This window comes from Stenotrophomonas sp. SRS1, assembly GCF_026130205.1.
GTDB lineage: Bacteria > Pseudomonadota > Gammaproteobacteria > Xanthomonadales > Xanthomonadaceae > Stenotrophomonas > Stenotrophomonas rhizophila_B.
The window spans coordinates 874,760-898,669 of record NZ_JAINFD010000003.1; the positions used below are offsets into that span (position 1 = coordinate 874,760).

Below are 23,910 nucleotides of genomic sequence, written 5' to 3' on the forward strand. Positions count from 1 at the left end.
CACCGACAGCGGCCAAGTATTTGTGGCCTGCATCGTGCACCAATCGAGGTTTGTAAACACCTCCATGGATGTGTGCATTCCCAGGCGCTGCGGGTCTCACACGGGCACGCAGTTTGCTCGGTAGCTCAGACACACCACACGCTGACGCGGGCCGAGCAGGCCAAAAGAATGCGACATTGAGTGCAAAAGTGAAACCGGCCGCAGAGTGCGGCCGGTTTTTGTTCTAGCCGCAGAGAGTTACAGCGCAATCCGCGCAACAGACTCTTCGCTGCCCTTCGGCTCGCTGTCACCGTTCTTGACGGTCACGTACAGCACGTTCTTCTTGGCATCCAGTGCCAGGCTGTTCGGGTGCGTCGGCACCGCGTATGTGGCCACCTGCTTGTAGGTGTCGCTGTTGTACGCGGTCACCGTGCCACCATCGCGGTTGGTCACGTACAGGCGCTTGCGCGGTGCGTCCAGCAGGATACCCAGCGGACCGGCATCAGTCGGGATGCTGGCAAGTTCCTTGCCGGTGGAACGGTCCAGCACCAGCACACGCTGGCCCGGATGCTTCGATTCGAAGCCCGAGCTGCTGGCCTGGTACTTGCGGATCATCTCCGAGCCCTGGTCGGTCACGAACAGGCGCTTGCCGGCGGGATCCAGCACGATGTTCATCGGCTGCTCCGCACTGACCTTGAAGCGCTGCTCGACCTTGCCGGTGTCGGTACCCACGGTGACGACCTCGGCCAGCAGGTTGGAGGTGTATACACGCTTGGCCTTGGCATCCAGCGCCAGACCCGGCGCCTTGGCATTGCCCAGGCCCGGAATGGTGTTGATGACCTTCAGCGACTTCGTGTCCACCACGAACAGCACGCTGCCCTCGCCCGAGTGCCCGGTGACGTACAGGCGGTTGTTGGCGCCATCGACGACCAGCTCGCGCAGATCGTGGGTGTAGGCGGCCTTGCCGTCCTTGCCGACCTTCTTTTCCATCAGCTGCACGATGCCGACCGACTTGTTGGCAGCAGTGTCGACCACGGTGACCGAGGTATCGACCGTGTTACCGACGTACAGGCGGTTGTTGGCGTCGTCCAGCACCACGCCGAACGCCTTGCGCTCCAGCGGGATGGCGGTTTCGACGGCCAAGGTATCCGGGTTCAGGCGCAGGACCTGGGACGGACCAGCGGCATCACCGAAGCCACCCGATGAGGCGACGAACACGGCATTCTGTTTGGGGCTGAAGGCCAGCTCATAGAGACCCTGGGCGACGGCTTTGCGCTGGACGGCGGTGGTGCTGGCGGATGCGGTGGCCTGGTCAGCGGCGAACGCGGACGGGGCGCCAAGGCTCAGGGAGATGGCGAGGGCCAGAGCGGCCGAACGGATTACAGAATTGCGGTACATGCGAGCTTCCTTGAAGGGGCACGGGAGGGTGTCCTGGCTCGCTGGGCCGTACATGTGACGGCCGGCCCCGCATCTGTCTGCGCTGGGTGGGCTGGCTGGGTTTGCGGGGAATGGTAGCAGGATGGGCTGCGGGCATGGCGTGCACCGCTACTACCTGCAGCCCCTTTTGGCACCTCCAGTTTCCCCTGCTCCAGATCAAACGGCAGCACCCACAACTTCAGCCCAGCATCAAACGCGAACACCGGCGGGCCCTGGTCGAACCCGGTATGCAGCACGGATGCACTTGGGTGGGCTCGGTGCTCAGCCGGTGCGGCGCTGCAACTTGCGGGGGATCCTCTTGACCACCGGCACGGGCCGCTCCACCACCGCAAGGATGACGCTGCCGTGCGTGGCCTCCACCTTCAGGCGAGCGCCTACGTCGAAGCCGAGCTTGTCCAGCCAGCGGCCGCGCAGCTTGAGGTAAGGAAAAATCTCGACGGGACCGCACTCTTCGCGGTCCGGTTACGTCAGCGCGCCTACGCGGTAGCTGCATGCGGGGTGGGCGTAGGGTTTGCGGTTGGGACGCGCGTCATCGGGTTCGTCCTCCCACGGCGTCAACATGTTGGACGTCCTGCAGGGCTTGCCCTTGCCGGGATGGCAAGGGCGTAGGGAGGTTAGAAACGGTCTAGCCACAACCGGCGGGCGTATTTCCCCTGGGGGGTGTTGCATTAGCCACCCTCCCGACAAAGGCACGTCCAACATCTTGTGGCTAGAAGAGTTTCTACACTCCGATGAACACCATGCGCGTTGGTGTGGCGGATCGGAAATCGCTTGTTCCTGTTGATCTGACGGGGGTTGCTTGGCGGCGTCTACGGTGCGACGCAACTGGCCCGGTTCAGTCGCAGACCTTAGGACGGCGTGGCGGCATCCTCTCTGGCCTATCGGGAGGACTGCAGATGACCAGGATTGACGGTGATTGGCTTGAGGCGTTCGACGAGGCCATGTTGGGCTTCTTCGCTATTGACCATGCGGATGCGGGCATGGATCAGTACCTGTTGGAGTGCTACTCGGACTTGCCGGCCAGAGAGGCCGCGTTGGCGTTTGGGGAGGACTATGAACTTTGTCGGGTGGATACGTTTTGGCCGCCATCGAGGCAGGTGCTGAGCAGTTGATGGGCAGCCAAGCTCGTCGGATCGCTGGGATCTCCTCAGTAGCCTGAGGAATTGGGGAAAATGGCGCGCCTATCACGGCGCCATGATTGATTGAGGTAGCATATTTCGCATCCTTCTATCGATATGCGAGTCCTGAGTGAAGTTGCCTTTTCAGCTTGGTGCTCTCTACAACCGACAGGCGCAGGTCCACGCCCTGCTTGGTGGTCAACAGCAGGGCGGCATCTCTACGCCAAAGAACAATGCTGTCATCATCGCGTTCACTGGCGAGGCAGGTATTTCACATGGCTACCGCGACTTCTGGGATGACGACGAGGTCTTTCACTATTTCGGTGAAGGTCGAAGTGGCGACATGCGCTACGCCGGTGGGAATCGCGCGATTGAGCATCATGTGAGTGATGGCAAGAAGCTGATCCTCTTCCAGATGATGGGTAAAGGGCGCCCCTATCGGTATTTGGGGGAGTTCGTAGCTCTCTCCTCCTACATCCAACCGAATACACCGGACACTAGAGGCGATCTGCGGAATGCGATCGTCTTTCGGCTGCAGTCTATTGAGGCCAGCGAGGGATTTGGATTTTTTGGGGACGAAATCGTCGTCGCTCAGGCAGAGGCAACCATAGATGCGCCGGAAACAACTAAGACGAAACTGGTAGAAGTTCGGACCAAGCAGAGGCTGTTCCGCGAACGCTTGGTTAGCTTCGAGAAGGGCTGTCGCCTTACCGGAATTGAAGACCTTCGCTTCCTACGCGCTAGCCACATCAAGCCATGGGCAAGTAGCCAAGCCGATGAGCGAATTGACGGACAAAACGGGCTATTGCTAGCCCCCCATGCGGATCTGCTTTTTGACCAGGGCTGGATAAGCTTTGAGAACAATGGAAAGCTGCTCGTTGCATGCAATCTTCCCACGGAGGTGGAGGCGGGATTGGGGCTGGCTCTAAGGCGTGGTCAAAGGTATGGAGCATTTTCACAACGGCAGCAGGACTACCTGGCCTTCCACCGCGACGTCGTCTTCGAAGCACCAGTTCACATGAGTAATCCATCCTCTAAAGTTCTATCTATACCTGCCGATTAGTCAGTGCTCTTGCGTGGAGCGACGCCCCCGGCCTGAGTACCGGCGTGCTTTAGAGTCCGAATCCTCCCGTTGAAGGTCTCGCCTTGAGCATTCTGGTTCGGTTTGCCCGGCTCGATCAGACGCAGGGCAACTCCTTTTCGTGGGCCCATGCCACCATCGCCTTACCGCAAAATTCCTTGCCGTTGTCTGTCCTGATCACTTGCAGCAAGCCGCGCTGCACTGCCAGCCTATCCAGGACTCTGGACACGCCTTGCCCGGAAATGGCCCGTTCCACTTCGACAGCCACGGCTTCGTGGGTGGCATCGTCAACGATGGTGAGGCACTTGATTGTCCGACCTTCCGCGGTACGGGGGAACACGAAATCCATCTAGCACACTTGATTGGCAGCAGACGGGCGCAGCAGGGGGCTGCCGTTCACCTATAGGCACCTCTTCGCGCCTCTTGCGACGCAGCTGCAGGCCCGCCTCCTGGTACAGCCGCTCTACTCGCTTGTAGTTGACGAAAAGCCCCTTCTGTCGCGGCGTCAGATGGATCATGCCCACGCCATAGCGTCTATGCGGGTGCGCAAGCTCGCGTAGCTCACCGTTGTGGTTCGGCCTGGACTCGTAACGCAGCCCGCTCGTCCGTACGACAGTCAGCGCTTGCCGCTCGCTCAGCCCCTTTTCGACCATGCTCCGCACCAGCATCCTGCGCGCCTGCGGTCACCATTTTTTCTTAACGCACCCTTGATGACGTCGTTCTCGAAGACCTGTTTTTCCAGTATTTTCTTCAAGCGTGTTCTCCGCCTCCAAGTCCTTGAGCCGCTTGGCGTCGCGCGAGTTCATGCCGCCGAACTTGCTGCGCCACAGGTAGGACCAGGACTCGCTGAAGCCACGTCGGCGACCGAGGTCCTTGATCGGCATGCCGGCCTCAGCTTCGAGCAGAAAGCCGATGATCTGCTCTTCGGAAAAGTGCTTTTTCACGCCCAATCCCCTTGTCATTGGGGATTGGACTCAAAACCGCCGCGCCACTCAATCTTGGCGGGACGCTGCCCTTAATCGTTACCGTAAACTTGGAGCGGACGCCCCGTAAATTCCAATACAAATCCATCGGCAGCAGCCAGCACTGCGGAAAGCTCAGAGCTCAGCGCTTTAGCTGACAAGCCCGGCTGGACCACACAGATGCTCAAGCGCATTCGGTAACTCGACACGCGCCCCTGTAGCGCGCTAAGAGATGCAAGGTCTCCAAGCTCAAAGCGCGTGGGGCGCCCTCCAAGCCTGCCCTCACGTCTTGCGACGTGCGCGAGGAGCTCCGCCGGCTTGTTTAGTAGCCGGCAGCTTTTGACAGCCTGACCACAGACTTCATATAGATCACCATATCTGGCGGACGCAATTGCGCCAGATGCGTACTTACAGTGGAACAGAGTGACGTGGAGCTCTCTCTCAGCCTCCTTCTCGGTGATAGTAATGATATCGGCGGCTTCTCCGGAATCATCGTCATCTATAACAAAATCATACGTGCCTGCGGAAATACATTGATCAATCATGTAGCCTTGAACAGAATTTGGTCGCTTGACGCCGTTCTTCCATTTCGATTCAAGCGTTATTGGTGTAGCACCCCAATTCAACGGAAGTATCGATGCGGGGAGAAATGTGTATGGGGAGGCACCCGGGTGCTTTAGATGCACGGAACCAACCAGCTCGGACCCATCAACCAGGAGGAGTGCCGGAGGATTCAGCGACAGGAAATCCCCCATATCAATCTCTTGGCCGTCTTCCATCACCCTGATTCTTGGCCCACTAGAATGTGAAACTGCGAATTTTTTTCCCCACATCATGCTGTAGGTGGTAACGTGAACACCGTCGACAACAATGTCAAGAAGCACGTCCGTATCGCTGACCGTCACCCGACTGAAGTCAAGGTCGAGCTGATTATATGATCGCGAAATTGAATACACCGATATTTTCCGTTCCCCGTAATAGTCGCCTGGAAGAAGCTCATCGGGAGGTACGCATGTAAAGATATCTACCTGCGGCCTTTCCGTGACCTCGACGGGGATCATGGCGAACTGCAGAAAGGTGTTTGTTGGAATGGTGTCGTCAGAGAGCTTTAATGCAATCCTGTTTGACCAAGCGAGCCAGTCAGGAATTGAAGTTGGAGACATCGACCAGACTCCACCTTTGAAAGAGGCGCCTACATTTACCTTCTTTCCGTCATCGTAGCCGGTAGCAAATAGGTTGGATTTTGAGCTACCCGCCTGAACTGCACTAGAGACGTGCGTTCCAATGTCTACACCTGCAAGCATCTGGAACCGAATATTCCCCCTTCTATAGAGTCCAACGTTCTGAAGGATTGACCTGTGAAGCCCATGGAACACCCTGAACATTCTCTCGCCAGCGATTCGCTTAGAGTCCCTCCCACCCAATGCTCGCGCAATCGCGGAGATCTTGCTCTGTCCCAGAGTGCTATTCACGTAGATGAGACGTCGATCTTCATCGAACGAAAAAATACTCAGATTCCAAGTGAAACCTGCCGCCCCCTTAGCCGCAGTCCAGTCAGGGAACGCCAGATCCCGGGTTATGGCGACTAGGAGATCTTTGTTAGAACTTATCCAGCTCTGGTGAATGACAGAGTTTTTTCCAAGCGCACCAGATAATCTTCCAGGCTGGAATCCGTCTACGGAGTACATGGACACACTCAGTTTTGGTGCTAGCGATGCGAGGTCAAAGACAACGTCCTCCGGTTTAACCAAATCCCTCATGGAGTTCGTAAAGGCCTGAATATCCTCTTGGCTTTTGATCGCGCTTGCGCTTAGTTCGGGAACGATCTCGTTCCAGTCCGCATCTTCGTTGAACAATTCGGAGATTGCCGTCTCAGCCATGGGCTCCGCCATGTTAAGGATGACTGTGGCTCCGCCCACCGCTCCTGAGCTTCTGGTGAATCGGCCTACAAACTGCAAAGTTACCGGAAGGCTTTTATGCACCTCATGCATCGCCGCGATCTTTAGCGAAGGCAAATCGAAGCCTTCACCTAGCATATCAACACAGATTACAATGCGATTGATCCCCTCCCTAAGCCCACGGACAGCTGATCTCTGAGCGTCCTTAGGTAGGTCAGAATGCAGCACAACTGGGTTCAACTCACAGCCTTGCTTTAGGTACTCGGCCAAGAGAAGGTCTGCATGGTCCTTCGAGCTCGCCCGCGCTAGTACCAAATGTGTGTATCCAATAATCTGGTCGCTGCGGAGCTGTTGAATTGCCGCTCGCGCGATCGCTGCATCTGCGTCTTCGCGGCCCTCCTCGTGAACACGTGTTACTGAGATTTTTGTGAAGTAGCCCTGCTGCTGCGCCATCCTAAGAGGGAACTGATAGATGATCTCCCCAGGAAGCCGCTTTCCATCATTCCTGTACGGAGTTGCGGTGACAAGGAGTACCTTCGTTTTACGATTGATACATCCATGTACCTTTGCCCAAGAAGGAGCGGGCACATGGTGCGCCTCGTCGAAAACAATGAGTTCAAAGCCTCCGAGGAATCGCTGAAGATCCTCCACACCCAACCCTTGGACCAGCTGCGTTGTTGACACAATCACGTTTGCCGCCATGAGTGAGTGTTGATCACAAGCATTCTTGGGTGCCCTTGTCATCCTTGCTACAACCGGATTTTTGGCTTCGTCGCTAACTGCTCCAACCATCCGGAGAACTCCGAGACTTCTGAAGTGATCTGAAATCTGAGTCCTCAAAGCATCACTGGGGACTAGGACAAGTGTCCTCTTACTTCTTACCAGCATTGAGGCTGAGATCATTACGTCCGTCTTGCCCGTTCCAGTCGGTAATACCACGGTTGCAGGAACACTCTTAACGCTCCAGTGGGCAGCTAATGCGTGAATCGCACCTACCTGAGGTGGACGAAGACCCGGCTTTACAATGCTTCCGTGTTCATCGATCTCCTCGGTTACCAAGGTCGGCTGGGCCACCCAGCTTCTGGTAACGTCATCAGCATACCTCTCATCTTCGAGGGCACGAGAAGCTGGATGCCGCTCCCAGCTAGCAGAGCTACCGAACCTGAGTTCACCATCAGCGATTTCAGCGTCAGGCGCGTGGATCTCATAGGTCGCGCCCTCCGTCTTGTGCTTTTTCCGGAAGCAGCACACTATTTCATACGCTCCGAGCGCCACCCTCGCACTAAGAATCCTCCCCCCTCTCTCTGATAAGATGGTGACGTTCGCGACACCACGCACTTCGCCGCATACAGAAGCTTGGATTTCGCCAATTGGGCTTCGAGCCTTCAGCTCAAGTCTAGGCAGGGCAACGTCGAGAGAATTCCTCATTTCCTCTGCATGGATCATTCCATCGCTCCATATAATGTATTGGTTAGCGACCGCGAAGCGACCACTTTAATCTAGTTTTTGGGTGCGGTTATCCCATACGCCCACGCCCCTTGCTACGAGCGCTTGCTTTTAGTTTCGCTTACCAGTTGGCCATCTCTCTGCGGCTGAAACTAATGGCAATGGCTGAGCAAAATGCTCTCTGCTGATCAGATCTGGGCTGGGAATGACTTCTCGTCGGTTTAGACGACGATATTTTTTCCCATCGGGGTAGCAAGATCCGCCACCCTTTAGAATGCCGAAGGGTGCTAATGGGCCCAGAGAGTCAGTTCCGACGATTAATCTAAGAATGACACCATTCGCAGCACCTCCAGGGCTGACAGACGCGATTTGGCAGCAATCTGCGGCGTCCACCTTAATGAAGTCGGTGGGGAAATTACAAAGAGTCGCAACTCGGAACGAGAGATCCTCAACTCTTCCTCCTCGGACCACCGGCCGGGCAATCACATTGTAGAAGCCCCGCCCAAGCCAGCCGTCGCCAACAACTGCCGTCCACGAACGACTGGAAATAGTTAGTCTGCTGAGTACAGCATCAGAGCCGCCCCAAACAGAGACGTATGCGACCAACGATCCCGCTTCACCGGGCGCGACGGAAATTCTGACATCCCCAACGAGCCTTTGCCCGCTGAGCTGGGAGATCATTGTCTGAAGGAATTCACCAAGGCTGTCGGACGTACCAAGCTCATCAGTGACCCACATGCCGAACACCGCAGCAGGATCGAGCTCATTTACACTTTCATGGTAGAGATTGTAGTTTGTCGGGTAGCCTAGCCTGACTTCCGGCTCTGCGAAGTCTACGCGCGCGTTCTGATCTAGCCAGCCTTCGGGAAAGTCATAGGTGATGATGATCTGGTCAAAGATGAAGGCTGCGACTTGACTTGTGAGTTCCACTGAGCCTTTCGCTCGCCCTTCTAATACAGCTGTCGCAACCAAGTACTCCATAATGGAGCGATGTGCGAACTTACAACGCCCGTCGTCCGTCCTGTTGAGCAGTGAACGGCCGGTGAGAAACTCAGGCCTGATTTTAATGTCCCAAGATTTCGCCAGACTCTCTAGTTCATCTCTTGTGCAATATTCGCCGCCGCGATCATGCCTGCGTTGATAGATATCGAGTGCCAATCGCTTTGAGAAGTCAAGCAAGGGCTTGTCCGCTACCCAGCGACTCTCCCTGCGAACCCACGCCGAGACAATCGCCTGATAAATATCCGACTGCGACATCATGGAGGATCTATTCTCTTCCTCCAGTACATCAGAGATATGTGCGAGAAGCATAGGTCGCATGACAAGTGAAGGCACGCGTTCCAACATCTCCCTCGCCCGACGTCTCTTGAGCCACGATGCAATGCCAAAAGCTTTGCGTAAATACTTGCTTACGCGCTTGTCATCAAAAGGCGCAATGTAGATTCGGCCGAACTCATGCTCTTTTGACACGGCAGCAGGCGTGGGGCCAGCTTTGACCACTCCAGTACCAATTGGGATCTCGTTGATCGAAGCAAAGAACTGGCTTCGGCAGCTGATAACTACCGATTTAAAGGCCAACGTCATCGCTACAAGGAGATCCAACCGCTTGGTGACTCCCTCTAGAACTAGGGGGTCCTCATCGAAGGCATCCATAAGGAGTACGGTCTTTGGACGTTCGTCGGGCGGGATAGCATTTATCTCGTCCAAGTAGCCGGAGTGCGACAGGGATACTAGAGCCATTGAATGCCCCTTCCGCTTTAACTTTGTACGTCGCCGATGGAAATAATTAATAAGGAATGTCGTCTTGCCCATCCCGCAATCGGCAAATATGAATACGTACTTATTAGATTCATTTGATAGTACCGCATCGTCAAGCATCTCGAATAGGCTATTTGTCCGCATCGAGAGCGCGTCCGCCAACTCAATTCTCGCACTGGGGTCAGTGCGCATTCCCTGATGGAACACGTACCCTCGGAGAGCGGCGTCGACTTCTTCCTGACCAAAGGACGCGGATGCGAAGTTCCTTTGAATTGCCCTGTCGCGGAATTTCGAAAAGATCCAGAGTGCGGCTCTTCCTAGACCCAGCAGAATGGTTCCCGCTCCCGCCCACAACGCTAGAAGCACGCCGATCTTGAGTTCATCAGTCGAGAGCAAACGGGTGAGTTCTTGCTGCCAGCCAACATCCATGTTTCGGCCCCCTGCCGCGTTCGGATGCATCCGTTGGACGTTCAGCTTATCTCATACGCAGAAAAGAAAAAGGGCGGCCTACTAAGCCGCCCCCATTCTCTACATTACTAGTTAAACCCCGACAGGATTAGCCTTCTCAGGATCAATCTTGTACTGCTTGATCGCCCTCGCAACATCCTTACCCGTCATCTTCCCTTCCTTCGCCAGCGCCGCAATCGCGGCATGCGCGATGTAGTACCGGTCAACCTCGAAGAAGCGACGCAGGTTCGCACGGGTATCCGAACGACCAAACCCATCCGTGCCCAGCACCGTGTACGACATCGGCACGAACGCACGGATCTGGTCCGCATACGCACGCACATAGTCGGTCGCCGCAATCGCCGGGCCCTGGCGGCCTTCCAGCAGCTCGGTCACGTAGGCCTTGCGCGGTTCGGCTTCCGGGTGGAAGCGGTTGTAGCGCTCGGCATCGAAACCATCGCGGCGCAGTTCGTTGATGCTCGGGCAGCTCCAGATATCGGCGGTGACGCCGAAGTCCTTGTCCAGCAGCTCGGCCGCAGCAATGGCTTCACGCAGGATGGTGCCCGAACCCAGCAGCTGCACGCGCAGCTCACCCTTCTTCGGCTTGCCGGCGTCGGTCAGCAGGTACATGCCCTTGACGATGCCTTCGGCCGCGCCTTCCGGCATTTCCGGGTGGGTGTAGTTTTCGTTCATCAGGGTGATGTAGTAGTACTCATCAATCTGATCTTCCATCATGGCCTTGGTGCCGTGCTGCAGGATCACCGTCACTTCGAAGCCGAAGGTCGGGTCATAGCTGCGCACGTTCGGGATGCCACCGGCGACGATATGGCTGAAGCCATCTTCGTGTTGCAGGCCTTCACCGTTCAGCGTAGTGCGGCCGGCGGTACCGCCGAGCAGGAAGCCACGGGTACGCATGTCCGCAGCCTGCCAGGCGATGTCGCCCACGCGCTGGAAGCCGAACATCGAGTAGTAGATGTAGAACGGCAGCATCGGCACGTTGCTGACCGAGTAGCTGGTACCGGCGGCCATCCAGGAGCTGATCGCGCCCGGCTCGCTGATGCCCTGCTGCAGCACCTGGCCGCTCTGGTCTTCGCGGTAGAACATCAGCTGGTCCGCATCGACCGGCTTGTACTTCTGGCCGAACGGGGCGTAGATGCCGATCTGGCGGAACAGGCCTTCCATACCGAAGGTACGGGCTTCGTCGGCCACGATCGGCACGATGTGCGGGCCCAGTTCCTTGTCGCGCAGGGTGATGTTGAGGCTCTGCACGAAGGCCATGGTGGTGGAGTAGCTGCGCTCGCCACTGCTCTTGAGCAGGCGTTCGTAGCTTTCCAGCTTCGGTGCGTTGAAGCTCTTGGTCGCCTTGCGGCGGCGCTGCGGCAGGTAGCCACCCAGGGCGGCACGGCGCTCCTGCAGGTACTTCACTTCCGGCGAATCCGGGCCCGGGTGGTAGAACGGCACCTGGCCATCGGCCAGCTGTGCGTCGGTCACCGGGATGTTGAAGCGGTCGCGGAAGTGGCGGACGGCATCGTCGTCCAGCTTCTTGGTCTGGTGGGTCGGGTTCAGTGCTTCACCCGCGCTGCCCATGCCGTAGCCCTTGACCGTCTTGGCCAGGATCACGGTCGGCATGCCCTTGGTGTTCACGGCCTGGTGGTAGGCGGCGTAGACCTTGTGCGGATCGTGGCCGCCACGGTTGAGGCGCCAGATATCGTCGTCGGACAGGCCGGCGACCATCGCAGCGGTTTCCGGGTACTTGCCGAAGAAATGCTCGCGGGTATACGCGCCACCGAAGGCCTTGCAGTTCTGGTATTCGCCGTCGACGGTTTCCATCATCAGCTTGCGCAGGACGCCGTTGGTGTCCTTGGCCAGCAGGGCATCCCAGTAACCGCCCCACAGCAGCTTGATGACATTCCAGCCGCCGCCACGGAAGACACCTTCCAGTTCCTGGATGATCTTGCCGTTGCCACGCACCGGGCCGTCCAGGCGCTGCAGGTTGCAGTTGACCACGAAGATCAGGTTGTCCAGGCCTTCGCGGCCGGCCAGCGCGATCGCGCCGAGGGTTTCCGGCTCATCGCTCTCGCCGTCGCCGATGAAGCACCACACCTTGCGGTCGGACTTCTCGATCAGGCCACGGTTTTCCAGGTAACGCAGGAACTGCGCCTGGTAGATCGCGGCGAGCGGGCCCAGGCCCATCGACACGGTCGGGGTCTGCCAGTAATCGGGCATCAGCCACGGATGCGGGTAGCTGGAGAGGCCACCGCCGTCGACTTCCATGCGGAACTTGTCCAGTTGGGCTTCGTCGATGCGGCCTTCCAGGAAGGAACGCGCATAGATGCCCGGGGCGCTGTGGCCCTGGATGAAGAGCAGGTCACCCGGGTGGTCTTCGCTCGGGGCGCGCCAGAAGTGGTTGAAGCCCACGTCATACAGCGTGGCGCCGGAGGCGAAGGAGGCGATGTGGCCGCCCAGGTCGCCCGGCTTGCGGTTGGCGCGCACGACGGTCGCCATCGCGTTCCAGCGGATGATGGAACGAATGCGCCATTCCAGTTCGGCGTTGCCCGGGCTCTTGGCCTCCAGGGTCGGCGCGATGGTGTTCACGTACTCGGTGGTGGGAGAGAACGGCAGGTAAGCACCCGAACGACGGGTCAGTTCCACCATGCCTTCCAACAGCTGATGCGCGCGCTCGGGGCCCTCGACATCAATTACGGCCTTCAGCGACTCGATCCATTCCTGGGTTTCCACAGGATTCGGGTCGTTGTTCAGCACCTCGTTCAACCAGTTCATTTGCGCTCCCATGACCGCACGCACGCGCGCGACTGTTTTAGATTTCTAGCCGCAAAGTGTAGCGCACCAAGGGGTTTGCTTACTTCGCTACGGTTGCGTATGGAACCATCCCGGCGTGTCCGGAAGGACAGCAGGCGACAGCGCGAGGGCCGCGCCGGAAGGTTCCACGCTGCATTTCAGCCTGCCCGGTGGCGATGACACCGGCGCGTCAGCAGGACACCGATGGACAGCGCAGGCACTGCGGCGCAGGCGATTGGCGCGGATCGTGCGCGAAGCGACGGCCTTGGAGCGCACATCGGCGTGGATCATCGGCCGCATTCCTTGGCTATGAGAGCGCGCAGTGTTCCACCACGAGCACGCACCGTCACAGGAGGAATTGACCTGAACGCATTCCTGCCATGCATGCGCCAGTGCTGGCCGAACCGGAGTTTTCGATATATCGTTACGCCACTGCATTCGATATATCGAAATGACCTCTCCGCGCGACCTCGACCGCCCTGCCCGCCCGCTGACCGCCCGGCCCCTCAGCCGCGGCGACCTGCGCCTGCTGGTGCTGTCCCTGCTCGCCGACCAGCCGCGCCACGGCTATGAGCTGATCCAGCTGATCAGTGACATGTTCGTGCGGGTCTACACACCCAGTGCCGGCTCGATCTACCCGGTGCTGGCGCAGTTCGAGGCCGCCGGCTGGGTTGGCGCGGTCGAGGACGGTGGGCGCAAGCGGTACGCGCTCAGCGCGCTGGGCCTGGCCGAACTGGAGGCACAGCGCGACGAGGTCGATGCAGCGGTGCATCGGGTACGCGACAGCGCGCGCACGATCACCAAGGCCAACCTGCCGCCGCCCGTGCGCGATGCGCTGCGCGAGCTCAAGCACGCGCTGGGCCTGTGCCACGGCCGCTGGCAGGATGACAACGCTGCTGCCGTGGCCGAGGCGCTGCGCGAGGCCGCCGCGCGGATCCGTGCGCAGGGCCGCTGACCTCCCTTCTTCGTTTCAGACCCAGCCAGCCACCGCCCGCCAGGTCCTTCTTTCTCAACGCCGCGCTGCGGCACTGATCCAGGTATTGCCCATGGCTCTGCATGAAAACCGACTGCTCCGTCATACCGTGAAGTTCCGCCCGCTGCAGGTGCTGCGCACCGAAGAGATCAGCCCGTGCATGCGCCGGGTGATCGTTGGTGGCGAGGCGCTGGAAGGCTTCGATTCGCCCTCGCCGGATGACCACGTCAAGCTGTTCTTCCCCAACGCCGAGGGCCAGTTCGTGGTCCCGACGATGACCCCGGAAGGCCCGCGCTACCCGGAAGGCCAGACGCCCTCCCCCTCGCGCGATTACACCCCGCGCTGGTGGGATCTGGAGACCCACGAGCTGGCGCTGGATTTCGTCATGCACGGCGACGGCCTGGCCTCGACCTGGGCCGCCAACGCGCAGCCGGGCGATGCGATCGCCGTGGGCGGCCCGCGTGGCTCGCACATGACTGCCGATGACTTCGATACCTACGTGCTGATCGGCGATGAGACCGCGCTGCCGGCCATCGGCCGCTGGCTGGAGACGCTGCCGGACGGCGCGAATGCCGATGTCTACATCGAGATCCCGGAATCCGGCGATCGCCAGGAACTGCCGGAGGACGACCGCATCCGCATCTCGTGGCTGGAGCGCAACGGCTTCGACGCCGCCACCAGCACCCTGCTGGAAGACGTGCTGACCGATTTCGAGGAGCCGGACGGCGACACCTTCTACTGGATCGCGGCCGAATCGCGCCGGGCCCGGATGATGCGCAAGTACATTGAGGGCCACCTGGGCGTGCCGAAGGACTGGATCCGCTCCACCGGCTACTGGAAGGCCCACGGCAGCGAACACCACGACGACTGAGCCCGCGACGGGCACCGGCCGCGAATGCGACAATCGCGTTTTGTGCCGGTGCCTTTCATGCAAGCCTCTCCTCTTTCGGCACTGACCGATCTGATCGACCGCGCCGAGCGGGCCGATCCCGCGCTGGATGCCGCCCTGGCGGCGCTGGCGCCTTCCGTGGGCGAGAACATCGCCCAGCTGCGCACCGCGCTGGTGCCATTGGCCCGCGCGCAGGCGGCACTGGTGCAGGCGAACATCGATATCGACCTGGTCGCCGATGAGCTTCGCCGTTACCAGAAGTACGCGATGCCCGGTAAGCCGAGCCTGCAGATCGTGCAGCTGCGCAAGCAGCAGGCCTCGGTGAAGCAGGCCGCGCTGCTGGCCCGCCAGGCCTTTGCGCAGGCCACCCATGCGTTCCTGCGTGAGAGCGGCTTGACCGCGCCGGCACGGCGCACGCCGACCGATTTCACCACGCTGTGGCTGGGCAAGGTGAGCGCGCAGGTGGCGGCGGGTTGATCGCGCTGATATCCACGCATGGCGTGGATCTACCCCGCTCCCGTCAATGGTAGAGCCATGCCATGCGTGGCTGCGCTTCGGCGGGATTCCTGGTTGCCGGCCAGCGGCCGGCACTACCGTGTGTCGATCGGCGGTCGCACAAAAAGAAAGCCCGCCAATTGGCGGGCTTTCTGCCTTCTCACGACGAGTGAGGAGAAACTCAGGCAGCCGGCTTTTCGCCAGTCGCCTCGGTGGTGATGCGGATGTTCACTTCATCGCTGACGTTCGGGGCGTACGCGCCGACGCCGAAATCGCTGCGCTTGATGGTGGTGGTGGCATCGAAGCCCGCCGCCGGCACCTTGGCCATCGGGTGCTCGCCGCCGCCGTTGATGGTGACATCCAGGGTCACCGGCTTGGTGATGTCCTTGATGGTCAGGTCGCCGGTGACGGTCAGCTTGTTGGTGCCGTTGGCTTCCACCTTGGTGCTCTTGAAGGTGGCGGCCGGGAACTTGGCGGCGTCGAAGAAATCGGCGCTCTTCAGGTGCTCGTCGAACTTGGCGGTGAAGCTGTTCAGGCCGGTCAGCGGCAGCTTCACTTCCACGGTGGACTTGGTCACGTCAGCGGCGTCATACACCAGTGTGCCTTCGGCGCTGCCGAAATGCGCGGTCGGGTGCGAGAAGCCGAAGTGGCTCCACTGGACCAGCACGTCGGTGTGGGTCGGGTCGAGCTTGTAGGTGCCCGAGGCGATCTGGATCGCATCGGCGGCCGGGGCGGCAGCGGCGGCGTCCGCAGCCGGGGCGGCGGTTTCGGTGGCGGCCGGCGCGTCAGCGGCCGGAGCAGCGGCTTCGTCGGCCGGCTTGGAGCAGGCGGCGATGGCCAGGGTCAGGGCGAGCGGCAGCAGCAGTTTGCGGGTCATGGTCATGTCAGGTCTCTCTCGAATCGAAGGGAAAAGAAGCAAAGGTCATGCAGCCCATCCGCACGGACGGGCCACGATCCGGCGGTAACGCTTATGCGATGCGGGCGGCTTCGTCGAAGGACAGGCGAGGCAGCCGCGGGAACAGGCCCGAGGCGTCACCGTACCCCAGGTTGACGAGGAAATTCGACTTGATCGCGGTGCCCTTGAAGAAGGCTTCGTCGACCTTGGCGTTGTCGAAGCCGGACATCGGGCCGGCATCCAGACCCAGCGCGCGCGCGGCCAGGATCAGGTAGGCGCCCTGCAGGCTGCCATTGCGGAATGCGCCTTCGGTGCGGCCTTCACGCGGGCCGTCGAACCACGCCTTGGCATCGGTGTGCGGGAACAGGAACGGCAGCTTCTCGTGGAAGTCTTCGTCGAAGGCGACGATCACCGTGACCGGGGCGGCCAGGGTCTTGTCGTGGTTGCCTTCGGACAGGGCCGGGGCGAGCTTGGCCTTGGCTTCGGGGGATTTCACGAACACGAAGCGCGCCGGGCTGCCGTTGGCGGCGGTCGGCCCCCACTTCAGCAGCTCGTACAGCGCCTTGAGCTGGCTGTCGTCGACCGGCTTATCAAGGAAGGCGTTCTGGGTGCGGGCGGTACGGAACAACTGATCGAGCGCAGCATCGTCAAAGACGTGGGACATGAAGCCTCCGGAAATAAGGGGAATCGTTCGCGCATCGGCTACCGTGGCAGGGCGACAGCGCGATCGGCGAAGGCTGGCAGTGTAGAGTGTCGCGACAGTTGCAACACCCAGCCTGACTGAAACGAATTAATGCCATACGTGAAACGATGGAGTCCGCCCTGGACGATCACTGACGGCCGTGCCGGCAATGTGCGGCAGGCGGTGGCCCTGGCCACGGCATTGAAGCTGGGGGCGCATCGTCCGCTGGTGCTCACCCCGCGCGCGCCCTGGCGCTGGCTGGCCCCGCGGTGGTTGCCGGGCGCCGCCAATGGCTACGGTGACGCCTTTGCAGCCCTGGCCGCCGACGCCCCTGAGCTGGCCGTCGGCTGTGGCCGCCAAGCGGCCGGCGCCCTGCGCGAACTGCGCCGCCGTGGCACGAAAGTCGTCCAGATCCTCGACCCTCGCCTCAACCCGCGCCAGTGGGACCTGCTGGTGGTGCCTGAGCATGACCGGCTGCGCGGCAGCAACGTGCTCACCCTGCTCGGCAGCCTCAATCCGGTCAACGATGACTGGCTGGCCTGCGGCCGTGCCGCCTTTGCAGCGTTCAGCGCCCTGCCCGGCCCACGCACCGCGCTGCTGGTCGGCGGGCCGACCCCGCATGCCCCGTGGCATGAGCCGGACATGGTGCAGGTGTTCCAGCAGCTCGCTGCCCAGCTGCGCGAGGAAGGCGGCAGCCTGCTGGCCACCACCTCGCGACGTACCCCACCGGCCTTGGTCGGCGCGCTGCGCAGCGCGTTTGCCGAGGTGCCGAATGTGATCTGGGGCGATGGCGGCGACGGCGTGAACCCGTATGCCGGGCTGCTCGGCTGGGCCAACCGCGTGGTGGTCTCGCCGGATTCGGTGAACCTGCTCTCTGAAGCGTGTGCCACGCGCATGCCGGTCGCCGTGGCCCTGGCCGACCAGGCGCACGGGCGACTCGCGCACTTCCAGCACGCGCTGCGCGAACGCGGCCGGTTGCAGACGCGGTGGCTGGACTGGCAGACGCAGGGCCGCATCGAGCCGCTGCGCGAGACCACGCGCGTTGCTGATGAAGTACGTGCGCGGTTGGGGATTCAGGCCTGACGGCATCGCACAGCGTTATGATGCGGCCGCGGCCGGTGCCGCCGGAGACTGTGTGACATGGACGTACCCTTCGCTGCACTGATCAAGCGCCTGCGCCCCGTTCTGCTGTGTGGTGTCCTGCTGGGCGCTGCGCTGACTGCACACGCCGAACCGCAGTGCACCGAACGCTATCCCACGCCGGCTGCGTTGGCCTCCATGTTCGATGTGGCCCTGGCCACCACCGACGCGTTGGACGCACTCGATGGCGTGGACGTAGTGCTGATCGCCCGCGGTGGCCAGGACCTGAGCAAGTACGGCCTGCGCCACAGCCATCTGGCCTTCCTGCTCCGCGAAGACGATGGGCAGTGGCGCGCGGTGCACCTGCTCAATCCGTGCAAGACCGCCGAGTCGCACTTGTTCCGCGAGGGCGTGGCCACCTTCATCGGCGAGACGTCCAGCCACACCGACCTGCGCATCGGCGTGCCGACGCCTGCGCTGCGCGATGCACTCAAGGCGATGCTCACCCAGCCGGCGATCCAGGCAAAGGCGCTGCATGAAGCGCGCTACAGCGTGGTGGCGTATCCGTTCCGCACCGAGTACCAGAATTCCAACCAGTGGATTCTGGAAGTACTGGGCGCGGCGATGGCGCAGGTGGAAGAGCGCACTCTGATCGTCAACCGTACCCAGGCGCAGCAATGGCTGCAGCGGCACATGTATACACCCAGCACGCTGCACATCGGCGTGGCCAAGCGGCTCGGCGCGCGCTTCTTCGTGCCCAATGCAGCCGTTACCGACCACCCGGCCAGCGAGCGTATTTCCGGCAACTATTCGGTGGTGACGGTGGAGTCGATCTTTGATTTCCTGCAACTGCGCAGCAGCCTGCAGCAGGAGCTGGTCGTGCCGCATGTGCCGGTGAAAGGCATTACCGCCCCCAAACCGTGAGTCAGCGGCGGGCAGCGTGCCAGCGGGCATACTGCGGACCTATGTTGAGACATCAGAAGGATCTTCGATGACACGTGTTTCGCGCAGAGTCGTTTCACCGCTGCTGGCCATTGCCGTGTGTGCGGCCAGCCTGCCCGCGCCCGCGCAGGTGGTAGGCATCAATCACCCGGTGACCAGCAGCGTCATCGTCACCTCGGTGGTGAGCGTGGTGGTCGTCACCGCACCGGTGTGGCTGGTTTCAGCCGGCCTGAGCAATGCCAGCGACGCTTCGGCCCGACGCAGCCGCGCGGCCAAGGACGCACGTGGCAAAGCCGGGCCGCTGCCGCCGCTCACCGTGGAGAAGGTGGAACGCACGCCCGAAGGCGGCATCGAAATGGCCCTGCAGAACCCGCAGGAACCGGACGCGCTGGCCGTGATTGCCTGGCCTGCGCGCGAGGACAACCCGGCAGCCGCGGTGGCGGTGGGCGACGTACTGGCGCTGACACCCACCCAGGGCGGCGCCGGTTGGACCGTGACCACGGCCGAGGGCACGGCCTTGGCCTTCCTGCCCATCGATGCGGCGGCGGCGCAGCCGAGTGCACGTTGGTAACCCCTTGCTGTCCACCGTCTCACGGAGCTATTGAATGAACCGGATATCCCGTCCTGCCGTTGCGCCACTGCTGGCGCTGGCCTTGCTCGCGACCAGCCTGCCGGTCAGCGCCCAGAACCTCAGCAATGCCTCGCCGGTCACCAGCAGCGTCCTCACCACCTCGGTGGTGAGCCTGGCGGTGATCACCGCACCGGTCTGGCTCAGCGCGTTGGGGGTCAGCGAACTGCATGACGCCTCCATGCCGCACAACCTGACCGCCAGGGCCGCGAAGCGGCAGAAGGCCGGCCCGCTACCGCCGCTCACCGTGGAGCGCGTGGCGCACCAGCCCGACGGCAGCTACCAGGTGGAGCTGAAGAACCCGCAGGCTCCGGATGCCCCGGCCGTGGTGGCCTGGCCGGCGCGCACCGACAACCCGGCGGCAGGGGTGAAGGTGGGCGATGTGCTGGCGTTCACCCCAACCCCGGCCGGCGCGGGCTGGATGGTGGCCGATGCCAAAGGCGCCGCGCTGGCGTTCTTGCCGACCCAGGATGCGGCGGCTACCAGCATGAGCGAACGCTTCTGACTGAACCGTCCCGGGCTGGCCCTCGGCCGGACAAGCCCGGATAATCCGCCGCTTCCCCCGACTTCCCCGGCTCGCCATGTCCGCGCGTCCTGCCATCGCCTTTGCCCCGTTGACCCCGCGCTCGCTGTTGCTGGCAGTGCTGGCCATGGGCGCGGTGGTGCTGGGCTCGAACGTGCTGGTGCAGTACCCGATCAACGATTGGCTGACCTGGGGTGCCTTCAGCTACCCGGTGGCGTTCCTGGTCAGCAACCTGATCAACCGCCGCTTTGGGCCAGCGGCGGCGCGGCGGGTGGCCTGGGCCGGGTTCGCGTTGGCGGTGCTGCTGTCGATCTGGATCGCCACGCCGCGGATCGCGGTGGCCTCGTGCCTGGCCTTCATCGCTGCGCAGCTGCTGGATATCACCGTGTTCGACCGGCTGCGCCGCGGGCACTGGTGGCGCGCGCCGATGGTGGCGACCACCTGCAGCGCGACGCTGGATACGACGATTTTCTGGAGCATCGCCTTCGCCGGTTCCAGCCTGCCGTGGGTGAGCTGGGCGCTGGGCGATCTGGCGGTGAAGCTGACGATCGGCGTGTTCCTGCTGGCGCCGTTCCGCGCGCTGCTGTGGAAGATGGCACCGCGCGCGGTGTGACATCGGGCGCCGATCGTCCGGTGTAGCGCTGGCGGTCGGGTATCGCCCTGGGTCGGGCATCGCTATCGGCCGGGTATCGCTATCGGTCGGGCATCACGATGGGTAGTGCCGGCCGCTGGCCGGCTCAGCAGAGTTCATGGGAGCCGGCCAGCGGCCGGCACTACCCATGCCAGAGCGGTGCGAGGTCCATAACTGTGCAAACCGCCGTCAGCTGACGACGTCGATCCGCACCTGGAACGGCAACCCCGCCGCATCGCTTGCCGCCGTGATCATCGCGCGTGCCGCTTCCAATGCAGGGGTCGGTGGCGCCAGGCGCGGGCGGCGGTCCAGCGTGCAGGCCAGGCCCACATCCAGCAGCGCCGCGTGCGCCTCGTGCAGGCCATCGCGAGTGCCGCCGGGCAGCCAGGCGATGTCGGCCAGCACATCGATCAGGCTGGGAGTATCGCGCGGTTGCACCACCTGCGGGTGCGTAACGGCGCTGTCGAGCACGCCGGTCTGCAGCAGGAATTCGAGATCGACAATGCCACCTGCGCCCTGCTTGAGATCGAGCCGTGCGGCGTCGCTGCGGTCCAGCTCGGCACGCATGCGCGCCCGCATCTTCAGCACGTCGGTGTAGAGCACGGCGTTGTCGCGCGGGCGCGCCAGCGTCTGCGCGCGCACCCGTTCGAAGTCGGCCAACAGCGAGTCATCGCCGGCGATGGCGCGGGCACGCACCAGTGCCTGGTGCTCCCAGGTCCAGGCGCGTTCGCGCTGGTATTCGGTGTAGCTGGCCAGTGAGGACACCAGCGCGCCCTTGCCACCGTCCGGGCGCAGACGCACGTCGATGTCGTACAGGCGGCCGGCGGCGGTGACCGCGCCGAGCATCGCCATCACCTTCTGCGCCAGGCGCGCGTACCAACGGCCGGGATCCAGCGGGCGTGGGCCGTCGCTGCTGTCCTGATCGGCCGGGTGATCGTGCAGGAAGACCAGATCCAGGTCCGAGCCGAAGCCCAGCTCCAGTCCGCCCAGGCTGCCGTAACCGATGATCGCGAAACGCCCGCCGGGAATGCCGCCGTGCTGGCGCTGCATGTCGGCCTGCACCAGCGCGAGCACCGTGACCACCACCGCCTGTGCAAGCTCGGCCAGTTGACGGGTGGTATCGACCGCGCGCTGGCGACCATCCAGCGTGGCCATCGCCATCCGGAAGCTCAGCGCCAGCCGGGTCTCGTTGAGCAGGCGCAGCGCGGCTTCGGGATCATCGATCGTCAGCGCGACAGCGCACTCGGCCTGCATGCCCGCCGCATCCGGCATCGGGCCGGAGACACGCACGTCGAGCAGTTCATCGAGCAGCAGCGGATACGCCGCCAGGCGCTCGGCAAGCAATGCGCTGCGTGCAAGTACGTCGACCAGGCGTGCCAATGCGCTGGGCTGTTCGTCGAGCAGGGCGAGATAACTGGTCCGGCGCAGGATCGCCTGCAGCAGGCCGAGTACGCGCTTGAGCGCGGCATCCGGCTGCGGTGAGCGCGTGGCGGCGTGCAGCAGCGCCGGCAGGACGCGGTCCAGGCGCGCACGCGCGGCATCGGACAAGGACTTCACCCCGGAGCTCTGCGCGAAATCACGCAGCGATTGATCGGCGCTGCCGGCATCGAAGAAGCCGGCCTCGGCCAGTACCTCGGCGCTGCCGTTGTCGGGCAGGCCGCGCCAGTAGCTGGCCAGTGCATCCGGCGCGGCCTGGCCACGGCGCGGTGCGAGCAGTGCGGCGAACTCGGTGCTGACGCGCTCGCGCTGCACATCCAGCGCGGCAACCAGCGCGTCCCAGTCGTCGTAACCGAGTCCGCTGGCGATGCGCAGGCGGTCAGTGGTGTCGGTGGGCAACGCATGCGTCTGTGCATCGCGCAGCATCTGCAGGCGGTTTTCCAGGCGACGCAGGAACCCGTAGGCATGCAGCAGGTCGGCGCCGTCCTGCTCGGCCATCTGGCCGGAGGCGACCAGCGCCGGCAGCGCGTGCAGCAGACGACGCTCGCGCAGTGGGGCTTCGCGGCCGCCGCGGATCAGCTGAAGGGCCTGCGCGAGGAATTCGATTTCGCGGATGCCGCCGGGGCCACGCTTGATGTCATCGTGCATCTCGCGGCGCGAGACCTCGGCGGTGATCGCGGCCTTCATCTCGCGCAGCCCATCGAGCGCGGTGAAATCCAGATAGCGGCGGTAGACGAACGGGCGCAGGGTCTGCAGCCACGCTTCGCCCGCGGCGATATCACCGGCGACGGCACGCGCCTTCAGCCAGGCATAGCGTTCCCAGTCACGGCCTTCGCGCTGGAAGTACTGGTCCATGCCGGCGAACGACAGCGCCACGCGCCCGGCATTGCCGAAGGGACGCAGGCGCAGATCGACGCGGTGGCTGAAGCCATCCACGGTGGTGTCATCGAGCAACCGCGCGAGGCGCTGGCCAAGGCGTGCGAAATACTCCTCGGCCGCGAGCGGGCGTGCGCCATCGGATTCACCGCCCTGCGGGTAGGCGTAGACCAGGTCCACGTCCGAACTGAAATTGAGTTCACCACCGCCCAACTTGCCCAGCCCGAACACGACCAGCTGCTGCGCGCTGCCGTCCGCCGCACGGACCACGCCATGCCGGCCGGTGAATTCCTGCTCCAGCGCGGAGAGAGCCAGCTGCAGGCACTCCTCCGCCAAGCGGGTGGCACCGGCAAGCGTGGCAGGCACGTCATCCTGCCCGGTCAGGTCGCGCCAGATCAGGCGGGTGGAGGCGGCGGTGCGGTAGCGGCGCAGGCGCTGCTGCCATTCGCTGGGCTGCAGTGGATCCAGTTCCGGTAGGGGCAGCGGTGGGCAGCCCTCCTGAGTGAGATGCGACAACAGCGCCGGCTGGCGGCACAGGGTGTCGATGGCGAAATCGCTGGTGACGGCCAGCGCGCGCAGGGTGTCCAGCACGGGCCCGGGAGGCGGCCAGTGGCCTCCATCGGTCAGTGACAGGGCCAAGCGCGCCAGGGCGCGATCAACCAGGGGAACAAGGGCGTCGGGGACGCGCGCGGGCGCGGCGAGGTCGGAAATCGGCATGAGGGGATTATGTGGCATCGCGGCGTGGTGTTTCCCGGCCAGGCGCCATGCCGGTGACGCGCGGGAACCAACGGACGCGTAGCGAGGCATCAGGCGGAGCGGAGCGGCGTGCTTTGCCCGAACGGCGGACATAAAAAAGCCCGCTTGCAGCGAACTGCCAGCGGGCTCTGCTCCCTCCCCCACGTCGGGATGCAGGTCGATCTTCTAGGGTCGGCGA

At 62.5% G+C, this 23,910-nt stretch carries 17 protein-coding genes and 1 pseudogene; 10 read left to right on the plus strand and 8 right to left on the minus strand.

The features are described from left to right. Positions 1-237 precede the first annotated feature (237 nt). Complete coding sequence (locus tag K4043_RS14775) at positions 238-1,377, minus strand: YncE family protein (protein WP_265309760.1); 1,140 nt, start codon at positions 1,375-1,377, stop codon at positions 238-240. Positions 1,378-2,312: 935 nt separating this feature from the next. On the opposite strand from K4043_RS14775, the gene K4043_RS14780 reads away from it, so the two are divergent. Further along, complete coding sequence (locus tag K4043_RS14780; protein WP_265309761.1) at positions 2,313-2,528, plus strand: hypothetical protein; 216 nt, start codon at positions 2,313-2,315, stop codon at positions 2,526-2,528. Positions 2,529-2,664: 136 nt separating this feature from the next. After that, positions 2,665-3,597: an HNH endonuclease signature motif containing protein gene (locus tag K4043_RS14785; RefSeq protein WP_265309762.1), complete on the plus strand. Its 933-nt coding sequence runs from the start codon at positions 2,665-2,667 to the stop codon at positions 3,595-3,597. Positions 3,598-3,653: 56 nt separating this feature from the next. On the opposite strand, the pseudogene K4043_RS14790 reads toward K4043_RS14785, so the two are convergent. The 4 genes and pseudogenes from K4043_RS14790 to aceE all read right to left on the minus strand — a co-directional run. Further along, positions 3,654-4,577 (minus strand): annotated as a pseudogene (locus K4043_RS14790) (IS3 family transposase); the annotation flags it as partial. 53 nt (positions 4,578-4,630) lie between these two features. Beyond that, the gene (locus K4043_RS14795; protein ID WP_265309763.1) at positions 4,631-7,921 is read right to left on the minus strand and encodes a DEAD/DEAH box helicase family protein; all 3,291 of its coding nucleotides are present in this window, start codon (positions 7,919-7,921) and stop codon (positions 4,631-4,633) included. A gap of 111 nt (positions 7,922-8,032) precedes the next feature. Then, on the minus strand, positions 8,033-10,108 hold the full coding sequence (locus K4043_RS14800; RefSeq protein ID WP_265309764.1) for a hypothetical protein: 2,076 nt from the start codon (positions 10,106-10,108) through the stop codon (positions 8,033-8,035). Positions 10,109-10,219: 111 nt separating this feature from the next. Further along, the gene (gene aceE, locus K4043_RS14805) at positions 10,220-12,907 is read right to left on the minus strand and encodes a pyruvate dehydrogenase (acetyl-transferring), homodimeric type (protein ID WP_123731337.1); all 2,688 of its coding nucleotides are present in this window, start codon (positions 12,905-12,907) and stop codon (positions 10,220-10,222) included. A gap of 469 nt (positions 12,908-13,376) precedes the next feature. Between aceE and K4043_RS14810 the strand changes: the two genes are divergently transcribed. The 3 genes from K4043_RS14810 (at position 13,377) to K4043_RS14820 (ending at position 15,264) form a co-directional block, all read left to right on the plus strand. Next, positions 13,377-13,880 carry a PadR family transcriptional regulator gene (locus tag K4043_RS14810; protein WP_265309765.1) on the plus strand — a complete coding sequence of 168 codons (504 nt, stop codon included), beginning with the start codon at positions 13,377-13,379 and terminating at the stop codon, positions 13,878-13,880. 91 nt (positions 13,881-13,971) lie between these two features. Beyond that, a complete protein-coding gene (locus K4043_RS14815; RefSeq protein ID WP_265309766.1) occupies positions 13,972-14,769 on the plus strand; it encodes a siderophore-interacting protein in 798 nt (265 codons plus the stop codon). A 57-nt stretch (positions 14,770-14,826) separates the two neighbouring features. Further along, on the plus strand, positions 14,827-15,264 hold the full coding sequence (locus tag K4043_RS14820; RefSeq protein ID WP_123731339.1) for a hypothetical protein: 438 nt from the start codon (positions 14,827-14,829) through the stop codon (positions 15,262-15,264). Between the two features lie 199 nt (positions 15,265-15,463). Here K4043_RS14820 and K4043_RS14825 read toward each other — a convergent pair whose 3' ends face one another. Beyond that, a complete protein-coding gene (locus K4043_RS14825; RefSeq protein ID WP_123731340.1) occupies positions 15,464-16,165 on the minus strand; it encodes a YceI family protein in 702 nt (233 codons plus the stop codon). Between the two features lie 85 nt (positions 16,166-16,250). Further along, positions 16,251-16,841 carry a malonic semialdehyde reductase gene (locus tag K4043_RS14830; RefSeq protein ID WP_265309767.1) on the minus strand — a complete coding sequence of 197 codons (591 nt, stop codon included), beginning with the start codon at positions 16,839-16,841 and terminating at the stop codon, positions 16,251-16,253. A 129-nt stretch (positions 16,842-16,970) separates the two neighbouring features. On the opposite strand from K4043_RS14830, the gene K4043_RS14835 reads away from it, so the two are divergent. From K4043_RS14835 to K4043_RS14855, 5 genes are all read left to right on the plus strand, one after another. After that, entirely contained in the window at positions 16,971-17,942 is a 972-nt protein-coding gene (locus K4043_RS14835) for a mitochondrial fission ELM1 family protein (protein WP_265309768.1), read from the plus strand. A gap of 57 nt (positions 17,943-17,999) precedes the next feature. Beyond that, a complete protein-coding gene (locus K4043_RS14840; RefSeq protein WP_265309769.1) occupies positions 18,000-18,863 on the plus strand; it encodes a DUF2145 domain-containing protein in 864 nt (287 codons plus the stop codon). Positions 18,864-18,930: 67 nt separating this feature from the next. Further along, positions 18,931-19,452: a hypothetical protein gene (locus K4043_RS14845; protein ID WP_265309770.1), complete on the plus strand. Its 522-nt coding sequence runs from the start codon at positions 18,931-18,933 to the stop codon at positions 19,450-19,452. Between the two features lie 34 nt (positions 19,453-19,486). Beyond that, positions 19,487-20,014 carry a hypothetical protein gene (locus K4043_RS14850; protein ID WP_123731344.1) on the plus strand — a complete coding sequence of 176 codons (528 nt, stop codon included), beginning with the start codon at positions 19,487-19,489 and terminating at the stop codon, positions 20,012-20,014. Positions 20,015-20,090: 76 nt separating this feature from the next. Then, entirely contained in the window at positions 20,091-20,645 is a 555-nt protein-coding gene (locus K4043_RS14855; protein ID WP_046272868.1) for a queuosine precursor transporter, read from the plus strand. 207 nt (positions 20,646-20,852) lie between these two features. Here the strand turns inward: K4043_RS14855 and glnE are convergent, their stop codons facing one another. Then, positions 20,853-23,693 (minus strand): bifunctional [glutamate--ammonia ligase]-adenylyl-L-tyrosine phosphorylase/[glutamate--ammonia-ligase] adenylyltransferase, encoded by a 2,841-nt coding sequence (gene glnE / locus K4043_RS14860; protein ID WP_265309771.1) that lies wholly within the window; start codon positions 23,691-23,693, stop codon positions 20,853-20,855. Between the last annotated feature and the right edge of the window lie 217 nt (positions 23,694-23,910).

Bases quoted from the DNA above. Each gene is read 5' to 3' on its own strand.
- K4043_RS14775 (WP_265309760.1), bottom strand. From the start codon at position 1,377: ATGTACCGCAATTCTGTAATCCGTTCGGCCGCTCTGGCCCTCGCCATC.
- K4043_RS14780 (WP_265309761.1), top strand. From the start codon at position 2,313: ATGACCAGGATTGACGGTGATTGGCTTGAGGCGTTCGACGAGGCCATG.
- K4043_RS14795 (WP_265309763.1), bottom strand. From the start codon at position 7,921: ATGATCCATGCAGAGGAAATGAGGAATTCTCTCGACGTTGCCCTGCCT.
- K4043_RS14800 (WP_265309764.1), bottom strand. From the start codon at position 10,108: ATGGATGTTGGCTGGCAGCAAGAACTCACCCGTTTGCTCTCGACTGAT.
- aceE (WP_123731337.1), bottom strand. From the start codon at position 12,907: ATGAACTGGTTGAACGAGGTGCTGAACAACGACCCGAATCCTGTGGAA.
- K4043_RS14810 (WP_265309765.1), top strand. From the start codon at position 13,377: ATGACCTCTCCGCGCGACCTCGACCGCCCTGCCCGCCCGCTGACCGCC.
- K4043_RS14815 (WP_265309766.1), top strand. From the start codon at position 13,972: ATGGCTCTGCATGAAAACCGACTGCTCCGTCATACCGTGAAGTTCCGC.
- K4043_RS14820 (WP_123731339.1), top strand. From the start codon at position 14,827: ATGCAAGCCTCTCCTCTTTCGGCACTGACCGATCTGATCGACCGCGCC.
- K4043_RS14825 (WP_123731340.1), bottom strand. From the start codon at position 16,165: ATGACCATGACCCGCAAACTGCTGCTGCCGCTCGCCCTGACCCTGGCC.
- K4043_RS14830 (WP_265309767.1), bottom strand. From the start codon at position 16,841: ATGTCCCACGTCTTTGACGATGCTGCGCTCGATCAGTTGTTCCGTACC.
- K4043_RS14835 (WP_265309768.1), top strand. From the start codon at position 16,971: ATGCCATACGTGAAACGATGGAGTCCGCCCTGGACGATCACTGACGGC.
- K4043_RS14840 (WP_265309769.1), top strand. From the start codon at position 18,000: ATGGACGTACCCTTCGCTGCACTGATCAAGCGCCTGCGCCCCGTTCTG.
- K4043_RS14845 (WP_265309770.1), top strand. From the start codon at position 18,931: ATGACACGTGTTTCGCGCAGAGTCGTTTCACCGCTGCTGGCCATTGCC.
- K4043_RS14850 (WP_123731344.1), top strand. From the start codon at position 19,487: ATGAACCGGATATCCCGTCCTGCCGTTGCGCCACTGCTGGCGCTGGCC.
- K4043_RS14855 (WP_046272868.1), top strand. From the start codon at position 20,091: ATGTCCGCGCGTCCTGCCATCGCCTTTGCCCCGTTGACCCCGCGCTCG.
- glnE (WP_265309771.1), bottom strand. From the start codon at position 23,693: ATGCCGATTTCCGACCTCGCCGCGCCCGCGCGCGTCCCCGACGCCCTT.